Origin of the sequence: Catellatospora bangladeshensis (genome assembly GCF_016862575.1) — a bacterium.
In the GTDB taxonomy this organism is placed as follows: Bacteria; Actinomycetota; Actinomycetes; order Mycobacteriales; family Micromonosporaceae; genus Catellatospora; species Catellatospora bangladeshensis.
The window spans coordinates 18,616-37,122 of sequence record NZ_BONF01000053.1 but is presented as its reverse complement, the minus strand read 5'-3'; the positions used below and the strand labels follow the sequence as shown (position 1 = coordinate 37,122).

Genomic DNA, 18,507 nt, shown 5'->3' with positions numbered 1-18,507 from the left:
AGGGCACGGAATCCGCGGGTCAGTAGCAGGCTGGCGAGATGGGCTGGTAGCCGATGTAGAGCTGGCCGGTGGAGCCGCTGATGTCGATCGAGGAGCCGCCGTACGCGCCGCTCTGCCACTTCAGGACGTTGTCCCACCAGAGCTGGGCCCGGCCGGTGGAGGTGTAGATCAGCTTCGGGCTCGGCGCGTTGGCCTGATACTGGTTGACCGCCCAGCAGACCTGGGTCGAGCCGCCCGACGGGTGCTTGTACAGGACCAGGTTGCCGTCGCTCTGCACGACCAGCCAGAGCTTCGTCACGCTGTACACCTGGCCCGTGGCCGCGTTCTTGAACACCACGTCGTTCCAGATGTACTGGTTCACGGTGAGCTGGGTGGGGCTGGAGCCGCTGCCCTGCTTGTAGACGGCCAGACCCTTGTTGGTGAGGTCGGAACCCGGGTACGCGGCCGCGGGCGAGGCGCTCACGGCGACCAGGGCCACCACGGCGGCGATCACCGTGAGCGTCCTGGCCCTCCAATTCCTGACCGGTCTGAACATACGAGTGTTCACTGTCCCTTCTGCTGTGGGATGACCTGGCGCGGTGCCGCCCACAGTCTGTGGCCGCCCGGACCCGGGCCCGGCCGCCGTTGCAGCCGGGAGTTCTCATGCAACGCGGGTAACCGTGAACACCTTGTGACATCGATGAATGCCCGTTGACGGCCATTGATGGATGCCGCATCCTCGCCTCGTGAGCACGGCGACCGCGACCCGCCACATCGGCTGGCTGCTGCGGGTGAACCGGAAACACGGCCCGGACGAGGCACTGCACTCGGGCCGCACCTTCGCGCGCGCCTTCTCGCCCCGGGCCTGCCGGCCGCTCGCGCCGTCGCAGGTCACCCGCTGGGAGACCGGCGAGCTGCTGCCCACCCGGGACGCGATCCGCCGCTACGAGCAGCTGCTCGGCCTCGCCCCCGGCTCGCTGGTGGCGGTCGCGGACGCGATGATGCACTCCGCGGCGGACGGGGCGTCCCTGCGTACGAGTCACGACACCGACCCGGATCGCGACCGCGCCCGGCTGTTCGGCCTGCTCGACCGCGTGACCATGGCGGACGCGCTGACCGGGGCGGACTGGAGCGTGCTGACGGAGATCGTGGCGGCCCGTCCCGAGCTCGAGCTCTACCCGCCGAAGCTGTGGGCAGACCTGGCCGACCGGCTCCTCGACGAGATGGTCGAGGCGGTCGGCCACGAGTGGCTTCAGCGCCAGACGGCGATGAGCCGCCTCATCAGGCATCCCGCCGCGGGTCCGGACGCCGTGGCCCGCTGCATCGCGCACGCGCGCGACCCCACGTCGCTGCTCATCGTCGAGCCGCTGTCGCTGCTCGGCCACACCCAGGACCCGGCCGCCGGCCGGTACGTGCTGCAGCAGCTGCGCCACCCCGACGGTGAACGCGCGCTGGAAGGGGCGCTGCAGGCGGCCATCCAGATGGTCCGGCACCTCAGCGTGCGCCACGAGGAGTCCGCGCGGCTCCTGACGTCCGTCACCGCGCTGATGAACGACCCCTCGACCAGCGGCGCGGTGCTCGCCCTCGCCGTCGAGGCGGGCCGCCGCCTCGCCCGGCAGCCGGCCCACGCCGGCGCCGTCTCCCGCCGGCTGCCCGCCGCCTCGCTCGCCCACCACGTATGGATCAGCCGCCGCCTGACCGAGCTGACCACGGCCCAGACCACCAGCGCCCGGATCGCCACCGGAGTGCACGGCCGGCTCACGCCGCACACCGGCGACGTCGACGCGATGCTGGCGGCCCTGGTCGAGGAGGCGCTGTTCCTGACCGACCCGGACCGCAACTTCGCGGCCGCGATGCTCATCGGCGCCACGCCGTTCCGGATCCCGTTCACGCAGACGCTCCTGGAGGAGGTCAAGGTCGACCTCACGCGGCGGCACGGCACCTATCCGCTCACCAGCGCCCTGCGTACGCTAACCCTGCTCGGCGTCGACACCCACCGGCCGCTGATCCACGACCTGCTCACCAAACGCGGCGCCACGGAGACCGCGCGCGAGGCCGCGGCCTGGGCGACCCCGTTCTGCGCCGGGCGCTTCCCGGAGCGGGTCTGGGAGCAGATCCTCGCGGTCCAGCTCGCGGCCTGGCAGCAGAACCCGAACACCGCCAACGGGTCCGTCCTGCACGGGATCACCTTCGGCATCGGCACCGAACGCCACAGCCGCCTGCTCGCCGGCGTCTGCGAGCACCAGCGCACGCCGCACGTGGTGCGTGCGACGGCCGCATCCTGGCTGCGCCGCATACCCTCGTCATAGGGTGTGCTGGGTGCCGGCTCCGGTCCGCCACCAGTGCGCCGTGTCCGTCGTCTCGCTGGACCAGAACTCCAGCAGATCCCCCGGGGCAAGCCCCAGCGTGTGCTCTATCTCGCCGGGTGTCAGGTTGCGCAGCGACTCCGACAGCGACCGGGTCAGGTCCAGCCAGTAGCCGCGCAGCGTCGACTCGCTGACGTACAGGCGCTTGGCCAGCTGGGCGTAGCTCAGGCCGCGGGCGCGGCCGTGCAGCAGCTGGCGCTGGCGCTCGCTGAGCAGGGTGATGCAGTCGCGCCGGACGAGCACCTCCAGGATCCCCACGACCGGCTGCGGCACGACCGTGCCGCCCGTGGCGACCTCCAGGAACAGCTGCTCGGCGCGGGCGGTCGGCAGCGCCTTCGCGGCGACCCCGGCCGCCCCGGCCGCGATGCACGCGGCCAGCACGAAGCGCCGCTCCTCCTGGGTGTACACGCACACTCGGTAGCCGCAGCCGGTCAGCGCGCGGATCGCCGCGATGCCCTGGCGTACCCCCGGCGGCTGGTCCAGGTTGGTCAGGTGCAGGTCGAGGACGACGAGGTCGGCCCGGGGCCGGGCGCGCACCACCTCCTCGACCGTCGCGGCGGCGAAGACGACGTCGAGCCCTGGCATGAGCAGGCCGATCGAGTCGCGGATGAGCGACGCGTCGTCCACGACGGCGACGGCGGGCCTCACTCGGCCTCCACCAGGTCGTCGCGCGGCGAGCGGACCGGCGCCGCGGCGGGACCGCCGGTGACCGTCACGGTCGTGCCGTCGCCGAAGGCGGATTCGATCTCGACGCGCATACCGTGCCGGGCCAGTTCGCCGACGACGACCTCGCGCAGCCCGACGCCGGTGGCGGCCGGGTCGAAGCCCACGCCGTCGTCGCGGACGGTCAGCGTCCAGCCGTCCGGGCCGTGGTCGAGGTGGACCACGACGGAGTACGCCCGGGCGTGGGCGCGTACGTTGATCAGCAGGCTCTCCAGCGCGCGTTCGAGCGCGTCGGCGTGCGCGGCGGCCACCCGCACCTCGGCGCCCAGGTCGAGCAGCGCGTCCAGCGGTAGGTCCGGGAAGCGGCCGCACACCCGCTCGACGACCGGCGCCAGCGCGACGGTCTCGGCGTCGCCCGGCTCCGGCCCGTCCGGGGAGCGGCCGCGTAGATAGGAGCGCATCCGCTGCAGCTCGGCCTCGGCCAGGTCGATCAGCGCCGAGCGCGAGGTGTCCGTGCCGGACTCGGTGAGCAGCCGCATCACGGCGACGCCGTTGTGCATCACGATCTGGGCGCGGCGTTCCTCCTCGCGGCGGGCCAGTTCCGCGGCGTGGGCACGGGACGCGTCGGCGTCGGCGGCGATGCGGCGGGTGTAGCCGAAGAACATCCGGCAGACCAGCCCGTACACCACGTAGGTGAGGATGTTGCCGACCGCGGTCGGCGCCACCGGCCCGCTGACGTCCCCGCCGAGGTAGACCACGTAGCAGGCGATGAGGCCGGCCAGCCCGCCCGCCCACAGCACCAGGCCGCGGACACCGCTGGCGGTGATGATGATCGACAGGGCGTACGCGGGCTGGTAGGCCATCCACGTGCCGAGCAGCACCTCCGGCGCCAGCACCAGCGGCGCCAGGACCAGCAGCAGCCCGGCCAGGGCGAGATCGGCCACGGACGCCGCCGTACCCAGCGGGCGGCGGCGCACCAGCGCGACCACGCTGCCCGCGACCGAGGCGCCGGCCGCCGCGAGCCAGCACACCAGGTACGCGGCCGGCCGCGGCGACGTCTGCACGCCGATGCCGACCGCGGGCACCATCTGCGCGAGCGTGCCCAGCCGGACCCCGGCCACGAAGTAGGAGAACGCCCGCTCCAGCCCGGCCTGGGTGGTGGGCAGCTCGGCCGGCCAGCGTCTGCGGCGACTGCTCATCGGTCCTCCCGGCGGGATCGAGGAACCATGGCGTGACATCGCCCCCCGGCGGGCACCGGTCCGGCGATCGTGCCGATCAATGTACGTCAGTGGGCGCGGACGCCGACAGTTCCGGCGGCGCGACGCCGAGAATCCGCGCATCCGTTGGGTTGTCGGCCGAAAGGCCATCGGCTGTGCTGAGCCGGCAGTCCTGCGAATCCCAGGAGGGCAGATGGCCGACCCGGCGCCGGAGCCGACCGCCCGTGGCGGCTCTTGCCCGCGAACGGCCACATCGGACCGACTGGCGCAACCGACCGGGGCGTCGGCCGACTTGGTGTGAGACCTGAGGAGCAACCGTGAACAAGGACGACCTGCACGCCTGCTGCCGTGGCGACGGCTTCGACTGCGGCAGCGCCTTTCCGGCCGAGCTGAGCCGCCGCGACCTGCTGTGGCGGGGCGCCGCGGTGGGCGGGGGAGCGCTGGCCGGCGGCCTGCTGCTGCCCGCCGCCGCGCACGCCGCTCCGGCGATCTACAACCCGTTCAGCGCCTACCCCATCACCGGCACCTGGCAGGAGCACCTCAACCGCGGCTCGCTCGGCGGCATCGACTTCGGCGTGGCCGTCGGCACGCCGCTGCCCGCCTGCGGCGCCGGGACCATCCAGAACATCCCGTACAACGGCACCGGCGGGCACACGGTCACGATCTACCACGCCGAGGGTTACCGCAGCCAGTACATGCATCTGTCGCAGTTCCGGCTCGCCAACGGCACGGCCGTCGCCGCGGGCACCGTCGTCGGCTGGTCGGGCGGCGCGGCCGGCGCCGACGGCTCGGGCAGCTCCACCGGCCCGCACGTGCACTGGCACATGATCGACCCGAACGGGGTCCGCATCAACCCGCTCACCTACGCCCCCGGCCCGAGCACGTCCTCGGAGGGCCGCATCCTGCAGGAGATCGGCCAGGCCGGCGGCTACTTCGGCCCGGTCGACGGGGTGCCCGGCGTCAACACCTGGAAGGGCGTGCAGACCGTCGTACGCGGCTACGGCTACACCGGCCCGATCGACGGCGTGCCCGGCGCCAATACGTACGCGGCCCTGCAGCGGCTGGCCCAGAAGGGCGGCTACACCGGCCCCGTCGACGGGGCCCTCGGCCCGAACTCGTGGAAGGGCATCCAGACGGTGCTGCGCGGGTTCGGCTACGCCGGCCCGATCGACGGCATCCCCGGCACCAACACGTACGCGGCCCTGCAGCGGCTCGCCCGCCTGGGCGGCTACACCGGCCCGGCCGACGGCGTGCTCGGCGTCAACTCGTGGAAGGGCGTGCAGCGGCTGCTGACCGGGTTCGGCTACACCGGCCCCGTGGACGGCGTCGCGGGCGTCAACACGTACGCCGCGCTCCAGCGGATGGCCCGCCTGGGCGGCTACACCGGCCCCATCGACGGCATCCCCGGTCCGAACACGTGGGCGGCGCTGAACAGCCTCATCTAGGCGGCCGCCCCGCTCCCCGCAGGCGCCCGGACCATCCGCGCCGCGGGGAGCGGGCCGCCGCCCGAGTCGTCCGGACGGCCGGCGGCCGACGCGGGACGTGCCGCGAGCACGCCTAGCGGTGGAGGCCGTCCAGCCGCTGCCGGGCCCGGTCGGCCGCGCTGTCGCCCAGGGCGTCGTAGATCTGCGCCGCGCGCCGCCAGGCATCGGCGGCGGCGTCGTGCTCGCCCAGCGCGGCCCGCACGTCGCCGAGCCGGGTCAGCGTCTCCGCCTCGTGGTAGCGGTCCGCGGACTCGCGGAACAGCAGAATGGACTGCTCGTAGAGGCCCGCGGCCCGACCGTGGTCGCCCAGCCCCGCATGGGCCAGGCCCAGGCTGTCCAGGGTGGCCGCCATGCCGTTGCGGTCGTCGATCTCCTGCTGGATGGCCAGGGCCTCGTGGCAGATCTCGATCGCGCGGCGATGCTCGCCGAGGGTCGCGTGGATGTAGCCGATCGCGTTCAGGGTCCGGCCCTCACCGGCGGGCGTGCCCGCCAGCCGGTGCAGCCGCAGCGCCCGCTCACCGTAGGCGAGCGCCTCCTGCGGGCGGCCCCGCTCGTAGGCGAGCTCGGTGCGGCTGTGCAACGTCTGGGCCTGGCCGGTCAGGTCGCCGAGCTGCTCGTACAGCCGCAGCGCGGCGGCGAGCCGGTCCATGGCGTCGTCGTGCCCGCCGAGCCGGATCTCGGCGCGGGCCAGCATCCGGTTGGCCATGGCCTGGCCGCTGCGGTCGCCGGCCCGCTCCGCGGCGGCCACCGCGATCCGCTGGGCGGCCGCCTGGTCCTGCCACAGCCCACGCGGCGCCAGGAAGGTCGTCACCGCCCAGGCGATCTGCCAGGCGTACCGCTCGAAGCCGGTGTCGGCCGCCTGCCGGATGACCCGGATCAGCACCTCGCGTTCGGCGGTGTACCAGTCCAGGGCCTCGTCGTGATCGGCCACCGGCGCGGCGAAGCTCACCGGCAGCGGCGGCACCGGCTCGACCGGCGCCCACTGCGGCTGCAGCAGCCGCGCCGCCGGGAACGCGGTGTGCAGGTAGTGGTCGTACAGGCGGTGCAGGGCCTCCCGCCGCACGTCGGCCGGTTCGGCGGAGCCGACCAGCTCGCGGGCGTAGCTGCGGAGCAGGTCGTGCTGGGTGTACCGCCCCGGCTGGTGCTCGGTCACCAGGTGCCGCCGGGTCAGCTCGTGCAGCGCCGACCTGGCCGCGGCATGGTCCCAGCCGGTCAGGGCGGCGGCGACGGCGCCGGTGACGTCGGGCCCCGGGTGCAGGCCGAGCCGGCGGAACAGGCACGCCGCCGGCTCGCTGAGGTCGTGGTAGGACCACGAGAACACCCGCCGCACGTCGCCGTCGGCGAGCGCGTCCAGCCGCGCCTCGCCCGCGGCCAGCTCCGCGGCGAACGCGGCGAGCGGGAACGTCGGCTTGGCCGCGATGCGGGCCGCGACGATGGACAGGGCCAGCGGCAGGTGCCCGGCCGCCTCCACGACCGCCGCGACCGCCGCCGGCTCCCGCTCGATCCGCTCCGCGCCGAGCCAGGCGCCGAGCATGCGCCGCGACTCCTCGCCGGTCAGCACGTTCAGCGTGAGCGGGCGGGCCTGCTCGGCCGCGATCAGGGCGTGGAGCTGGTCCCGGCTGGTGACCACCACCAGGCAGTGCCCCGTCCCGGGCAGCAGCGGCCGCACCTGCTGGGTGTCGCGGGCGTTGTCCAGCACGATCACCATCCGCCGGGTCGCCAGCAGGCTGCGGTAGAGCCCCGTGCGGGCGTCGGCGGTGGCCGGGATGCGCCCGGCCGGCACGCCCAGCGCCTCCAGGAGGCTGTGCAGGGCCTCGGCCGGATCCACGGCCTCGCCGTCGTCATAGCCGCGCAGGTTCAGGTAGAGCTGGCCGTCCGGGAAACGATCGGCCACCCGATGCGCCCACCGCAGCGCCAGCGCCGTCTTGCCGATACCGGCCATGCCGCTGATCGTCGAGATCGTCACCGCACCCGGCCCGCCCGCACCGGCGGCCAGGGCCGCGTCGAGCTGAGCCAGCTCGCTCTCCCGCCCCACGAAGCCGGGCACGGCGCGCGGCAGCTGCGTGGGACGGCGCCCGAGCGGCCGCTCGCCGTCGGCACCGGCCCGGTGGTGCAGGATGTCGTCGTGCAGCCGGAGCAGCTCGGGGCCCGGATCCAGCCCCGTGTGCTCGGCCAGCGCCCGCCGGACCTGCTGGAAGGCGTCCAGCGCGCCGGACACGTCGCCGATGCGGTACAGCGCGGTCATCAGCTGGCCCCACGCCCGCTGCCGCAGCGGATGCTGGTCCACGACGGCACGCAGCCGCTCGATCACGTCGGCCGCCGTGGTGCCCGCGGCCAGCCGCGCCGCGGCATGGTCCTCCTCGGCGAGCAGCCGCCGCTCCTCCAGCGCCCGGACGCGGCTCTCCAGCGGCGAGTTCAGCGGCAGGTCGGACAGCGGCGCACCACGCCACATGCCGACCGCGACGGCCAGGTCCGCGGCGGCCTGCAGCGGCTGCCCGCCGGAAAGGGCCGTCCGGCCCCGCGCCACCACGGCTTCGAACCGGTCCAGGTCCCGCTCGCCCGGCTCGACCCGCAGCAGGTAGCCGCCGGACGCGGCGGTCAGCCGGTCCCGGCCCCGCGCGGCCGGCTGCAGCGCCTGGCGCAGCCCGCTCACGTAGGTGCGCAGGTTCACCGCCGCGGACGCGGGCGGCCGGTCCGGCCACAGGACGGTCAGCAGCTCGGCGGCGCTCACCGCCTCGTTCGGCCGCAGCAGCAGGCTGGCCAGCAACAACCGGTGCTTGACGGACGGCAGCGGGATCTCGGCGCCGCGCTGCGACACCCGCAGCGGGCCGAGCAGCTGGAACTCGGTGTCCACTGAGGAATCTTCTGCTGCGGGCGGCACTCGCGACAGCTTACCGATGGCCTGCACGGGCCGGATCCGAAGCTCCGTCGCGATAGGGCGGTGCCCGGCGTGCCGAGTGCCACAGCGGCGGTCCACCCGCAGCCGCCGCGCCTTTGACACAATGACCGGGATGCTTACCACCACCGATGCGCCCGCCGCCGATCGCGTCAGCACTCGTCGATGGGGCGGCGCCGCGCTGGTCGCCGTAGCGGCGTTCCTGGTCGGCCTGCCCGTCTCCCGTGACGCGCCGCTGCTGTGGGCGGCCCTGGCCGGCGTGCTCGCCGTCATCAGCGCCGCCGCGTACGCCCTGCGCGATCCGGCCGTGCTGCGCGCCGTCCTGCTCGTCGACCTGGTCGTGGCCTGCACCGCCGCCGGCACCTGGCTGCTGCCCGCCGGCCTGCTCACCTGGCCGACGACCGTGCTGGTCGCGATGGCTATCGGCGTCGGCATCGCCCGGCTTCGCCCTGAGCTGCGGCCGGTGGCCCCGTGGCTGCGCCGCGGCCGGCGGACCCCGGAACTGCCCTGGCTCGTGCTGGCGGTCGTGGTGCTCAGCGCCGCGGCCCTGACCGCCTGGGCGTGGCTGGCCGACCCGCCCGTGCCGCCGTTCGTGGCCAACCTGGGCGACCGGCCGGTCGCCGTCATCGCCGCGGGCGTCATCGGATTCTCCGTCGTCAACGCCGTCGCCGAGGAGTTCCTCTACCGCGGCGTGCTGCAGACCGAGCTGACCGCGCTCGCCGGGGCCACCACGGCGATCATCGTGCAGGCCGCCGCGTTCGGCGTCGCGCACTGGAGCGGCTTCCCGTCCGGCTGGATGGGTGTCGGCATGTCCGCGGCCTACGGGCTGCTGCTCGGCGTCATCAGGCACCGCACCGGCGGCATCCTCGCCGTCTTCGCCGTCCACATCCTCGCCGACACGACGATCGGCCTGCTCGGAATGTATCTGCTGCGATGAACAGTTTCCGCCGTCACCGGACCACCGCCCGGCCCCGCCTGCGGATCGTGTGCTTCCCGCACGTCGGCGGCGCGGCGAGCTTCTTCCGCACCTGGCCGACCGGGCTGCCTGGCGACGTCGACGTGCTGGCCGCGCAGTATCCGGGGCACGAGGACCGCATCGCCGAGCCGTTCGCCGACGACCTGCGCGGGCTCGCCGCCGAACTGGCCGGCGACCTGATCCCGCTGCTGGACGCGCCGACGCTGCTGTTCGGGCACAGCATGGGCGCGACCGTGGCCTACGAGGCCGCCCGGCGCATCGAGGCACTCGTGCCCCGCGCCCGGATCGCGCTGGCCGTCTCCGCGTCGGCCGCCCCGGACGCGCCCCGGCAGGGCCCGGCCGACGACGGCGACGACGCGCTCGTGGCGCACCTGCGCGAGCTGGGCGGCGTGCCCGCCGAGGTGCTGGCCGAACCCGAGCTGCGGGAGCTGGTGCTGCCCGTGATCCGCCACGACTACGTGATGCTGCGCGACCACCGCGACGACCCGCAGCCGCGGCTGCGCAGCCCGATCATGGCGTTCTGCGGGCAGGACGATGCGCTGGCCGGGCCGTCCCAGGTGAGGCGCTGGGACACGCGGACGGCCGGGCGGTTCACCCTCAAGGTCTTCGCCGGTGGGCACTTCTACCTCGTGCCGCAGCAGAACGAGCTGCTCAAGGAGCTCACCGCCTGGCCACCGGCCGCGCCATAGCGGCTCCGCACCGCAGAAGGTGCGGTCGCGATCTTCCCGGCTCGGTCAACGGCGCACCCGAAAGCGCAGGTGAAGCACCCGGTTGCCCTGGATCACCGCGTCGGGATCGTCCAGCAGGTGCTGCGCGTGGACCGACCCGAAGAAGCGCTTGCCGGACCCGAACACGACGGGTACGACGTCCATGCGGACCTCGTCGACCAGGCCCGCGGCGAGCGCCTGGCCGCCGACGTCGCCTGCGGCGACCTCGACCATGCGGTCACCGGCCAGCTCCTGCGCCTTGGCCACGGCCGCCTCGACGCCGTCGACGAAGTGGAACGGCGCCCGCGGGTCCCAGCCCTCGGGCGCGGGCCGGTGCGACACGACGACCACATGGGCGACGCCGCCCGGAGGCTTGCCGTCCCAGCCGTCCGTCATGTCGAAGACGTGGCGGCCGGCGACCGTCACCCCGATCTGGTCCCAGTACGGCCGGGTGTAGTCGAAGGACGTCTGCGACACCTTCAGCACGCCGCTGTCGTCCAGCGGGACGTCACCGCTGGACAGCCAGTCGAACAGCGGTCCGGGCTGGTCGTCGTCGTCGGCGATGAAGCCGTCCACCGACACCGAGCTGTACATGACCACCTTGCCCACGGGGCTCTCCTCTGCTTCCGGGTTTCCCCAAGTTAGCGTGCCGTGAGCTGCCGCTCTTGTAAGAAATCAATCGGCCGGCAGCGGCCAGCCGTCCAGCGCGCTGCCGGGATGCTCGCGCAGGAACCGCCGCCGGACCTCGGCGTACCGGGTCGGCGTGAACCCGGTGAACGCCCGCAACTCGTGGCCGAAGTGGGCCTGGTCGAAGTAGCCCGCGTCACCGGCGACGCCGGCCCAGTCGACCGGTTCGGCGAAGTCGATCGCGAGCAGGGTCGCGGCGAAGCGGTAGGTGCGGGCCAGCCGCTTCGGCGTGACGCCGATGAGCTGCTTGAACCGCTGCGCCAGATGAGTGCTGCTGACACCGGCTGCCACGCTCAGGCCGCCGATCGCCACCGCCCCGCCGGCCGCCGCGATGGCGCTGCTCGTATGGCGGACCAGCCCCAGGCCGGTGGTCTCGCCCAGCCGTCCGAGCAGCTCCTGCTCGAGCAGCGTCAGCATCTGCTGCGGTCCGTGCGCGGTGGCCAGCCGGTCCCGCAGCTCGGCGACGGCGGCCCGGCCCCAGACCTGCTCCAGCGTCACCGGCCGGTCGCACAGCTCGGCCGCGGGCATCGGCAGGAACGGCGCCAGCCCCCACGGCTTGACGTGCACGCCGACGGACCGGGTCCGGGCCGGGTAGCCGAACTCGAACGCGCGGGTGGGCGTGGTGATCACGCAGCCGTCGGCGTACTCGGCCGTCGCGATGTCGGCTCCGGCGCGGATGCGGAACGGCGCCCCGAGGTTGACGATGAGCAACGCCCCCGGCATCGGCGGCAGCGTCAGCCGGGCGTACGGCGGTGCGCCCTCCAGGTAGTAGAGGTCGTCGATCAGCCCGTCCAGCGGCGGTCGCGGCACTCTGGACACGTACTCCATACCCACAGCATCGCCGACGCCCCCGACGGCGTCGCGCACCGGAACGGTCCGGCCGCGCCGCCGCCGGTAACCAGCCCGCGCGGCTCAGGCGCCGCCCGCCAGGACCACGGGCAGGCGGCTGTAGCCGGCCAGCACGTTGGAGTAGAGCCGCTGCGGTTCGCCGTCCGGCCGGATCTCGCCGACGTGCCTGCGCAGCGCGTCGAGCAGCGCCGCGATCTCGACCCGGCCCAGGTGCGCGCCCAGGCAGAAGTGCGGCCCGAACCCGAAGGTCAGGTGCCGGTTCGGCGTACGCCCCAGGTCGAAGACGTCCGGGTCGTCGAACTGGCGCTCGTCGCGGTTGGCCGACGAGATCCAGACCGTCACGATGTCCCCGGCACGGAAACGGTGCCCGGCCCAGTCCAGCTCGGCCAGCACGGTCCGGCCGAAGTGCATGGCTGGGCTCGTCCAGCGCAGCACCTCCTCGGCCGCGGCGGCCACGGTGACCTCCCCGTGCCTGAGCCGCCGCCACTGCTCCGGATGCTCGATGAACGCCGCCAGCGAGCCGATCATCGACAGGCGGCTCGTCTCGTCGCCGCCGATGATGAGGCTGTAGCAGTTCAGCACGATGTCGTCCTCGTCCAGCAGCCGGCCGTCGATGCGGCTCTGGGCGAGCGCGGTGATCACGTCGTCCTGAGGCCGTGCCCGCCGCTCGTCGACGAGGTCGGCGAAGTAGAGCAGGATCTCGTTGCGCGCGGCCACCTCGTCCAGCGCCTGCGCGTCGGGCCGCTCCGAGCTCAGCGCCGACTTGGTCAGCCGCAGCAGCGTCTCGTGGTCGGCGGCGGGCACGCCCAGCAGGTCGCAGATGGTCGTGATCGGGATGCGCTCGGCCACGTCGGCGGCGAAGTCGCAGCGGCCCCGCTCGGCCGCGGCGGCGACCAGCCGGTCGGTGTTGGCCCGGACCTTGTCGCCCACCTGGTCCAGCGCCCGCGGCGACAGCGCCTTGAGCATCACGTAGCGCAGGTCCCGGTGCCGGGCGCCGTCGGTGACCGCCAGCATCCGGCCCGCCGCCGAGTCGCCGCCCGCGAGCAGGGTGGCCAGCACGTTGCCGCGCTCGGAGGTGAAGGCGCGGTTGTCCTTGAACACCGCCTGCACATCGGCGTAGCGGGTCAGCACCCAGAAACCGGGCCGGTCGCCCTCGGCGGGCTGCCAGTGCACCGGGTCGTCGGCCCGCAGCCTGCGCCAGATGGCGTGCGGGTCGTGCCGGCTGTAGGTGTGCGGATCGGCCAGGTCGACCGCGCCGACCGTCATCGCGCCGGATGGAAGTCGGGGAACGACTGACCCGCGCCGGCCGCGACCGCGCGGTCGTAGACCCACCTGCCCACCGCGAGGTCCAGGATGCCCAGCCCGAACGGCGAGAAGACCGCGGCACGCCCGGGGTCGCGCCGCACCCGGCCGGTGAGCAGGTCGCCCAGCGTCCCCGTGAGGAAACCCCGGTGGCCCTCCTGCTGCTCGGTCAGGTGCAGCGAGGTCCGCTCCCGCACGGCGTGCTCGACGTCGTCGGTGAAGTTGTCGGCGGCGAGCACCACCTGCGGCGCGAGGTCGCGCAGGGACAGGTGCAGCACGACCGGGTGGTGGGCCAGCAGCGCCGGGTCGTGCAGGTGCGGCACGCCGGCGACGGTGGCCAGGACGATCAGGTCGCAGTCGGCGAACAGCTTCTCCGCGGAGTCCGACACCGCGACGTCGCCGGCGCCGCTCGCGGCCAGCTCCGCGGCGAACCGCTCGGCGCTGTCCGGGACCAGGTCGAACACCCGGTAGCCGCCGACCGACCAGTCCAGGTCGTGGAAGAACGCGCGCACGTGGGAGGCGATCAGCCCGGCGCCGACGAAGCCGATGCGGCGGGCCGTGCGCGAGCCGACCAGCTCCTGCGCGGCCAGCACCGCCGAGGCGGCCGTACGGGCCGCGGAGATCAGCGAAGACTCCAGGCAGGCGAAGGCGTACCCGTTCGTCGCGTCGTTGAGCAGCAGCACGGCCGACGCCCGGTTCAGCCCGTGGCCCGTGTTGGCCGGGAAGCTGGAGATCCATTTGAGGCCGGCCAGGTCGGCGTCGGCACCGAGGTAGGCGGGCAGCGCGATGACCCGGTCGGCGGGACGGTGCGGGAAGCGCAGGAACGCGCTGTGCGGCAGCGAGTCCTGACCCGCGTCGTGGATCAGGTACGCGGCCCGGACCGCCTCCATGCAGTCCGGCCGGGCGCCCTCGATCTGCCGGGCCACCTCCGGGCCGGTCAGGACGGTGAGCGGGGGTGCGGTCGGCGACATGCGTACTCCTTCGTCAGGCGGATGCCAGCTGGGCGACACCGGCGGGCTCGGCGTCGCCGCCGAGGAACCGCCGCACCCAGTCGGGGTTGTAGACCGTGTCGGCGTAGCCGGTGCCCCGGTCGACGGCCAGGAACGCGACCGTCGGCCGGTGCGGGTGCGGATGGTCCCGGAAGTAGGAGCGGATCGCGGCGTAGACGCTGCCGGTGGATCCGCCCGCGAAGACCCCGTAGCGGCGCAGCAGCTCGTGGCAGCCGCGCGCCGCGTCCAGCTCGGGAACGATGACGACGTCGTCGATGAGCGCGTGGCGCAGCAGCGGCGCACCGATCGCCGAGCCGATGCCCGGGATCCGGCGCCGCGCGGCGGGCCCGCCGAAGGTCACCGAGCCCTCCGCGTCGACGGCCACGACCCGGGTCCGCGGCGAGCGCTCCTTGACCCGCAGGGACAGCCCGGCGATGGTGGCGGCGGTGCCCACCCCGACGAACAGGTAGTCGATGCGGTGCAGCGCCTGCCGCAGCTCGCCGCCGGTGAGCCGGTAGTGGCCCTCGACGGCGTCGACGTTGCCGTACTGGTTGGTCCAGTAGACGTCCGGCAGCTCTGCCCGCAGCCTGCGGACCCGGGCCAGCCTGGCCTCCAGGTAGCCCCCGGCGCCGTCGGGCGCGTCCACCTTCTCCACCCGGTCGCACAGCGTGCGCAGCAGCGTCTCGGTCGACGCGTTCACGTTCGGGTCGAGCACCGGGATGAACGCGACCCCCAGCGACCGGCAGATGGACGCGAGCGCGACCGCGAAGTTGCCCGACGACGACTCGACGACCGTGGTCCCCACGTCGATCTCGCCGCGCTCCAGCGCCTGCCGGAGGATCCACAGCGCGGCCCGGTCCTTGGCGCTGCCGTGCGAGTTCGTGTACTCGAGCTTGAGGTGCAGATCGAGGTCGTCGTCCGGCAGCGGCACGGTCGGCGTCGGCTGGTAGGACCGGCGGATCAGGTCGAAGCGCCGTGCCAGTGTGCGGTTCACCAGAGCTCGCCCGGCCGCGGGGTGACCAGGGAGCGCTGCGGCACGGGGAACTCCGAGGCCAGCCTGCGGACCGCGGCCCGGGCGGACTGGCGGTGGAAGCCGGTCGGCCGCGCGTCGTCGATCGTGCGCCGGATCTCCGTCAGCAGGGCCGCGAGCTGCCGCATCTCCCCGCCGCGGCATCCGCGCAGGGTGACCGCCTGCGTGCCGAGCAGCAGCGCCGTGCCGTACGCGTCGACGAGCAGCCCGACCGAGGCGAGCGCCTGCCGGATCGCGGCGGCCCGGGGCGCGTCGCCGTCGAGGCACAGCTCCACCACGGTGGTGTCGGTGCCGCCGGTGGCGACGGTCCAGCCCAGCATGTGCAGCTCCGCGGCCAGTTCCCTGGCGTTGGCGACCGCCTCGGCGGTGGCGGTCCGGTAGTCGTCCCGGGCGGCCAGGTCCAGCAGCCGGGCCGCGGCCGCGGCGGCGGGCTGCTCAGCGGGCAGGTCGACGACGTCCGCGGCCAGCACGAGCGTGGCCCCGCCCAGCCCGGTGACCCACACATCGGCGTACGGCAGCGGGCTGGGGTGCAGGCCCGCGGCCACCAGCCGGGTCACCGCGGTGCTGTCGACGATCAGCCGTGCCCGCGACTCGTCGGCGAGCCGGCGCAGCCGCGCGAAGTCGGCGGCGCGCGGGGCGGGGCGCAGCGTCGCCACGAGTGTCCGCGGCCCGCCTTCGGCCGTGGCCGTCACCTCGTGCGGCGGCGCCGGGTCGGCGAGCGGCGTCAGCGGCGCGCCGCCGGCCAGCTCCGCGACGGCGGCGGCGGGCGTGCGCGACAGCAGGCGCGCATGCGGGGCGCCGAACAGCGCCCGGGCCCGCTCCAGCGCCAGCTGCTCCATCCGGTCGCCCGCGGCGCCGCCGGCCGACAGGGCGAGGGCGGACGCGGCCGGGACCGTCGGATCGGTGAGCGTCGCCGTGGCCGTCAGGTGCAGTCGCGCCTCCTGCTGCGCGTGCGCCTCGTGCAGCACGGCCGCCAGTGCCGGATCCTCCTCGGCCAGCACGTCCACGGCGTCGGCCAGATACCGGCTGAGCGGCGAGCGCGGGCCGGGCTGAGCGGCGGCCACCGGGCCGTGAGCGGCCCGTGGCGGGCTCAGAACCTCCATGTATCCCCCCAGCTGTCGACCTCCATCGAGACGGTAGACAGCGGGCGTGGAGTCATCGTGGAATCGGCGGGGCCGGGCATGGAATTCCGATGGTCCGGCTCCGGGGGCGCCGCGCGCCCTCCCGCCGGTGGGAAGGGCGCGCGGCCGGTCACCGGACCCGGCTCCGGGCCTCGGCCGGCAGAGACCGGTGCGAGGCGTTCAGCGGTGAGGCGCGCACGTTCAGGTGCTCGCGGCCGAAGCCGGTGGCCAGCGTCCTGGCGTAGCCGCGCAGCAGCGGCGGCATGTGGAACATGTCGGCCCGCTGCTGCACCAGCAGGTTCGCGTCCAGCAGGTACTCCAGCGACTGCTCGGCCTCGGCTGCCGTGACGTGCCCGGCACGTGCCGCGGCCACGGTGTCGAACTCGCTCGACAGCACCGCCAGCCGGACGAACATGCGCTGCTCGGGGGCGGGCAGCCGGTCGAAGGACGCGGCGAACGCGGTGGTCAGCCGCTGGTCGTGGGTGGACAGCTCAGCCAGCCGCCGGTCCTCGAACTGCATACGGTTGACCACGCGGCTGATCGGCCAGTGCGGCCGTTTGCGCAGGCGTACCGCGCAGATCCGGATGGCCAGCGGCAGCCCGTCGCACAGTTCCACCAGGCGCCGGGCGGCGTCCGGCTCGGCGGCGACCCGGTCGGCGCCGAGCACCCGTTCCAGCAGCGCGAGGCCCTCGCCGACGTCGAACCCCGACAGCCACACCCGCAGCGAGCTGTCCAGACCCGTCAGGTCGTGGCGGCTGGTCATCAGCACCCGGCACATCGGGCTGCCTGGCAGGATGGGGCGGACCTGCGGTGCGGACAGCACGTTGTCCAGCACCAGCAGCAGCCGGCGGCCGGCCACGTGGGAACGCCACAGGGCGGCCCGGTCCTCCAGGCCGGGCGGGATCTGCTCGGCGCCGACGCCGACGGCGCCGAGCAGGTTCTCCAGCGCCTCGGCGGGGGTCTTGGGCTCCCGTCCGGTGGTGTGCCCGCGCAGGTCGAGGTAGATCTGCCCGTCGCTGTAGCAGCCGGCGACCAGGTGCGCGGCGTGCAGCGCCAGGCTGGTCTTGCCGACGCCGGCCATGCCGCTGACGACGGCGATCGGCCGCGCCGACCCGGAGGCGCCCGGGTCGAAGGCCTCGCCGGCCAGCGTCATGATCTCGCGGTGGCGCCCCACGAAGTCGACCAGGTCGCGGGGCAGGTCGCGGCGCGGCCGGGGGAACAGCGGGGGTGCCGTGCGCGCCGGCGCGGGGACGGGCGCGACGTGGGCGGCGAGCGCCGGCGGCTCGGCGACGGGCACGGCGGCCCTGGCCCGCGCGGGTTCGGCGATCTCGGCCGACGGCGGCGGGCTGGGCGCGTCCAGCCCCGGGTCCGCGCGCAGCACGTCGGTGTGCAGGGTGCGCAGCTCCGGGCCGGGATCGATGCCGAGCTCCTCGCGCAGCGCCTCCTGGGTGGCGTGGAACAGTTTCAGCGCCTCGGCCTGGCGCCCGCTGCGGTACAGCGCGAGCATGAGCAGGCCGACCAGGCTCTCCCGCAGCGGGTTGTCCACGACGAGGCCGGACAGCTCCGCGGTGGCCTCCAGGTGCCGCCCGAGCGAGAGGTCGACGCCGATCCGCTCCTCCAGCACCCCGAGCCTGGTCTCCAGCAGCCGGGTGCGGTAGGCGGCGAGGTAGGGACCGGGCAGCGCGCTGAGCGGTTCGCCGTGCCAGCGCGACAGCGCGGTGGCGAACAGGTCGCGGGCGCGCACCAGGTCGTCGGCCTGGCGTGCCTCGCGGGCCCGGTCGACCAGCGCCGTCATCTCGGTGAGATCGACCGCCTCGGGATCCACCCGCAGCTGGTAACCGTCGCGCAGGCGCAGGATGCGGGTGCCCGCCGCCGGGTCCTCGGGGTTGATGGGGCCCGCGTTGAGGGCTCGCCGGAGCCGGTAGATGTACGGTGGAATGATCTTGGCGCCGCTGGGCGGGGCGTCCTCGCCCCACGCCGCGCGCAGCAGCTCGTCGGCGGTGAGCCGACGGTTCTCGGCCAGCACGAGGATCGCCAGTATCGCCTGCTGCCGGATGTGACCGATGTCGACTTCGTGCCCGTTACGCCGGACCTGGAATGGGCCGAGGACGGCGTAGGTGATCGCCCCGTGCATGGCTAGAACAGACCTCCGCGATGTGGACCGGACCTGCGTCCGTCGTGGCGTTCGTCCTGCCGGCGCGTCATCGCCGGTCCGCTTCTCGGCAGGGCCCGGCCCGGCGC

The 18,507-nt window shown here is 74.3% G+C and carries 15 protein-coding genes; 4 read left to right on the top strand and 11 right to left on the bottom strand.

Going from position 1 to position 18,507, the window contains the following annotated elements:
• Positions 1-19: 19 nt before the first annotated feature.
• A complete protein-coding gene (locus Cba03nite_RS35675) occupies positions 20-493 on the bottom strand; it encodes a hypothetical protein (RefSeq protein WP_203756267.1) in 474 nt (157 codons plus the stop codon).
• A 232-nt stretch (positions 494-725) separates the two neighbouring features.
• Between Cba03nite_RS35675 and Cba03nite_RS35670 the strand changes: the two genes are divergently transcribed.
• The gene (locus Cba03nite_RS35670; RefSeq protein WP_203756266.1) at positions 726-2,288 is read left to right on the top strand and encodes a hypothetical protein; all 1,563 of its coding nucleotides are present in this window, start codon (positions 726-728) and stop codon (positions 2,286-2,288) included.
• Here Cba03nite_RS35670 and Cba03nite_RS35665 read toward each other — a convergent pair.
• Positions 2,283-2,993 carry a helix-turn-helix domain-containing protein gene (locus Cba03nite_RS35665; RefSeq protein WP_203756264.1) on the bottom strand — a complete coding sequence of 237 codons (711 nt, stop codon included), beginning with the start codon at positions 2,991-2,993 and terminating at the stop codon, positions 2,283-2,285. The two genes, Cba03nite_RS35670 and Cba03nite_RS35665, sit on opposite strands and share 6 nt — an antisense overlap.
• Complete coding sequence (locus Cba03nite_RS35660; protein WP_239126265.1) at positions 2,990-4,207, bottom strand: sensor histidine kinase; 1,218 nt, start codon at positions 4,205-4,207, stop codon at positions 2,990-2,992. The genes Cba03nite_RS35665 and Cba03nite_RS35660 overlap by 4 nt, the downstream gene beginning before the upstream one ends.
• A gap of 335 nt (positions 4,208-4,542) precedes the next feature.
• On the opposite strand from Cba03nite_RS35660, the gene Cba03nite_RS35655 reads away from it, so the two are divergent.
• Positions 4,543-5,670, top strand: a complete 1,128-nt coding sequence (locus Cba03nite_RS35655) for a peptidoglycan DD-metalloendopeptidase family protein (RefSeq protein WP_203756262.1) — start codon at positions 4,543-4,545, stop codon at positions 5,668-5,670.
• A gap of 112 nt (positions 5,671-5,782) precedes the next feature.
• On the opposite strand, the gene Cba03nite_RS35650 is transcribed toward Cba03nite_RS35655, so the two are convergent.
• Complete coding sequence (locus Cba03nite_RS35650) at positions 5,783-8,563, bottom strand: AfsR/SARP family transcriptional regulator (RefSeq protein WP_203756260.1); 2,781 nt, start codon at positions 8,561-8,563, stop codon at positions 5,783-5,785.
• Positions 8,564-8,720: 157 nt separating this feature from the next.
• On the opposite strand from Cba03nite_RS35650, the gene Cba03nite_RS40155 reads away from it, so the two are divergent.
• Both Cba03nite_RS40155 and Cba03nite_RS35640 read left to right on the top strand, forming a co-directional pair.
• Positions 8,721-9,542 carry a CPBP family intramembrane glutamic endopeptidase gene (locus Cba03nite_RS40155; protein ID WP_239126264.1) on the top strand — a complete coding sequence of 274 codons (822 nt, stop codon included), beginning with the start codon at positions 8,721-8,723 and terminating at the stop codon, positions 9,540-9,542.
• Positions 9,539-10,270, top strand: coding sequence for a thioesterase II family protein (locus tag Cba03nite_RS35640; RefSeq protein WP_203756257.1), 732 nt, complete (start codon positions 9,539-9,541; stop codon positions 10,268-10,270). Before Cba03nite_RS40155 ends, Cba03nite_RS35640 begins: the two co-directional genes overlap by 4 nt.
• 45 nt (positions 10,271-10,315) lie before the next feature.
• Here the strand turns inward: Cba03nite_RS35640 and Cba03nite_RS35635 are convergent, their stop codons facing one another.
• The 7 genes from Cba03nite_RS35635 to Cba03nite_RS35605 all read right to left on the bottom strand — a co-directional run bounded on the left by Cba03nite_RS35635 (position 10,316) and on the right by Cba03nite_RS35605 (position 18,400).
• Positions 10,316-10,897 (bottom strand): dihydrofolate reductase family protein, encoded by a 582-nt coding sequence (locus Cba03nite_RS35635; protein WP_203756254.1) that lies wholly within the window; start codon positions 10,895-10,897, stop codon positions 10,316-10,318.
• Positions 10,898-10,963: 66 nt separating this feature from the next.
• The gene (locus Cba03nite_RS35630; protein ID WP_239126263.1) at positions 10,964-11,803 is read right to left on the bottom strand and encodes a helix-turn-helix domain-containing protein; all 840 of its coding nucleotides are present in this window, start codon (positions 11,801-11,803) and stop codon (positions 10,964-10,966) included.
• An 84-nt stretch (positions 11,804-11,887) separates the two neighbouring features.
• A complete protein-coding gene (locus Cba03nite_RS35625) occupies positions 11,888-13,090 on the bottom strand; it encodes a cytochrome P450 (RefSeq protein ID WP_203756249.1) in 1,203 nt (400 codons plus the stop codon).
• Complete coding sequence (gene sbnB / locus Cba03nite_RS35620) at positions 13,087-14,097, bottom strand: 2,3-diaminopropionate biosynthesis protein SbnB (protein ID WP_203756246.1); 1,011 nt, start codon at positions 14,095-14,097, stop codon at positions 13,087-13,089. Before sbnB ends, Cba03nite_RS35625 begins: the two co-directional genes overlap by 4 nt.
• A gap of 13 nt (positions 14,098-14,110) precedes the next feature.
• A complete protein-coding gene (gene sbnA / locus Cba03nite_RS35615) occupies positions 14,111-15,109 on the bottom strand; it encodes a 2,3-diaminopropionate biosynthesis protein SbnA (RefSeq protein ID WP_203756362.1) in 999 nt (332 codons plus the stop codon).
• The gene (locus Cba03nite_RS35610) at positions 15,106-16,248 is read right to left on the bottom strand and encodes a PLP-dependent aminotransferase family protein (RefSeq protein ID WP_203756244.1); all 1,143 of its coding nucleotides are present in this window, start codon (positions 16,246-16,248) and stop codon (positions 15,106-15,108) included. Before Cba03nite_RS35610 ends, sbnA begins: the two co-directional genes overlap by 4 nt.
• A 148-nt stretch (positions 16,249-16,396) precedes the next feature.
• The gene (locus tag Cba03nite_RS35605) at positions 16,397-18,400 is read right to left on the bottom strand and encodes an AfsR/SARP family transcriptional regulator (RefSeq protein WP_203756241.1); all 2,004 of its coding nucleotides are present in this window, start codon (positions 18,398-18,400) and stop codon (positions 16,397-16,399) included.
• Positions 18,401-18,507: the final 107 nt, after the last annotated feature.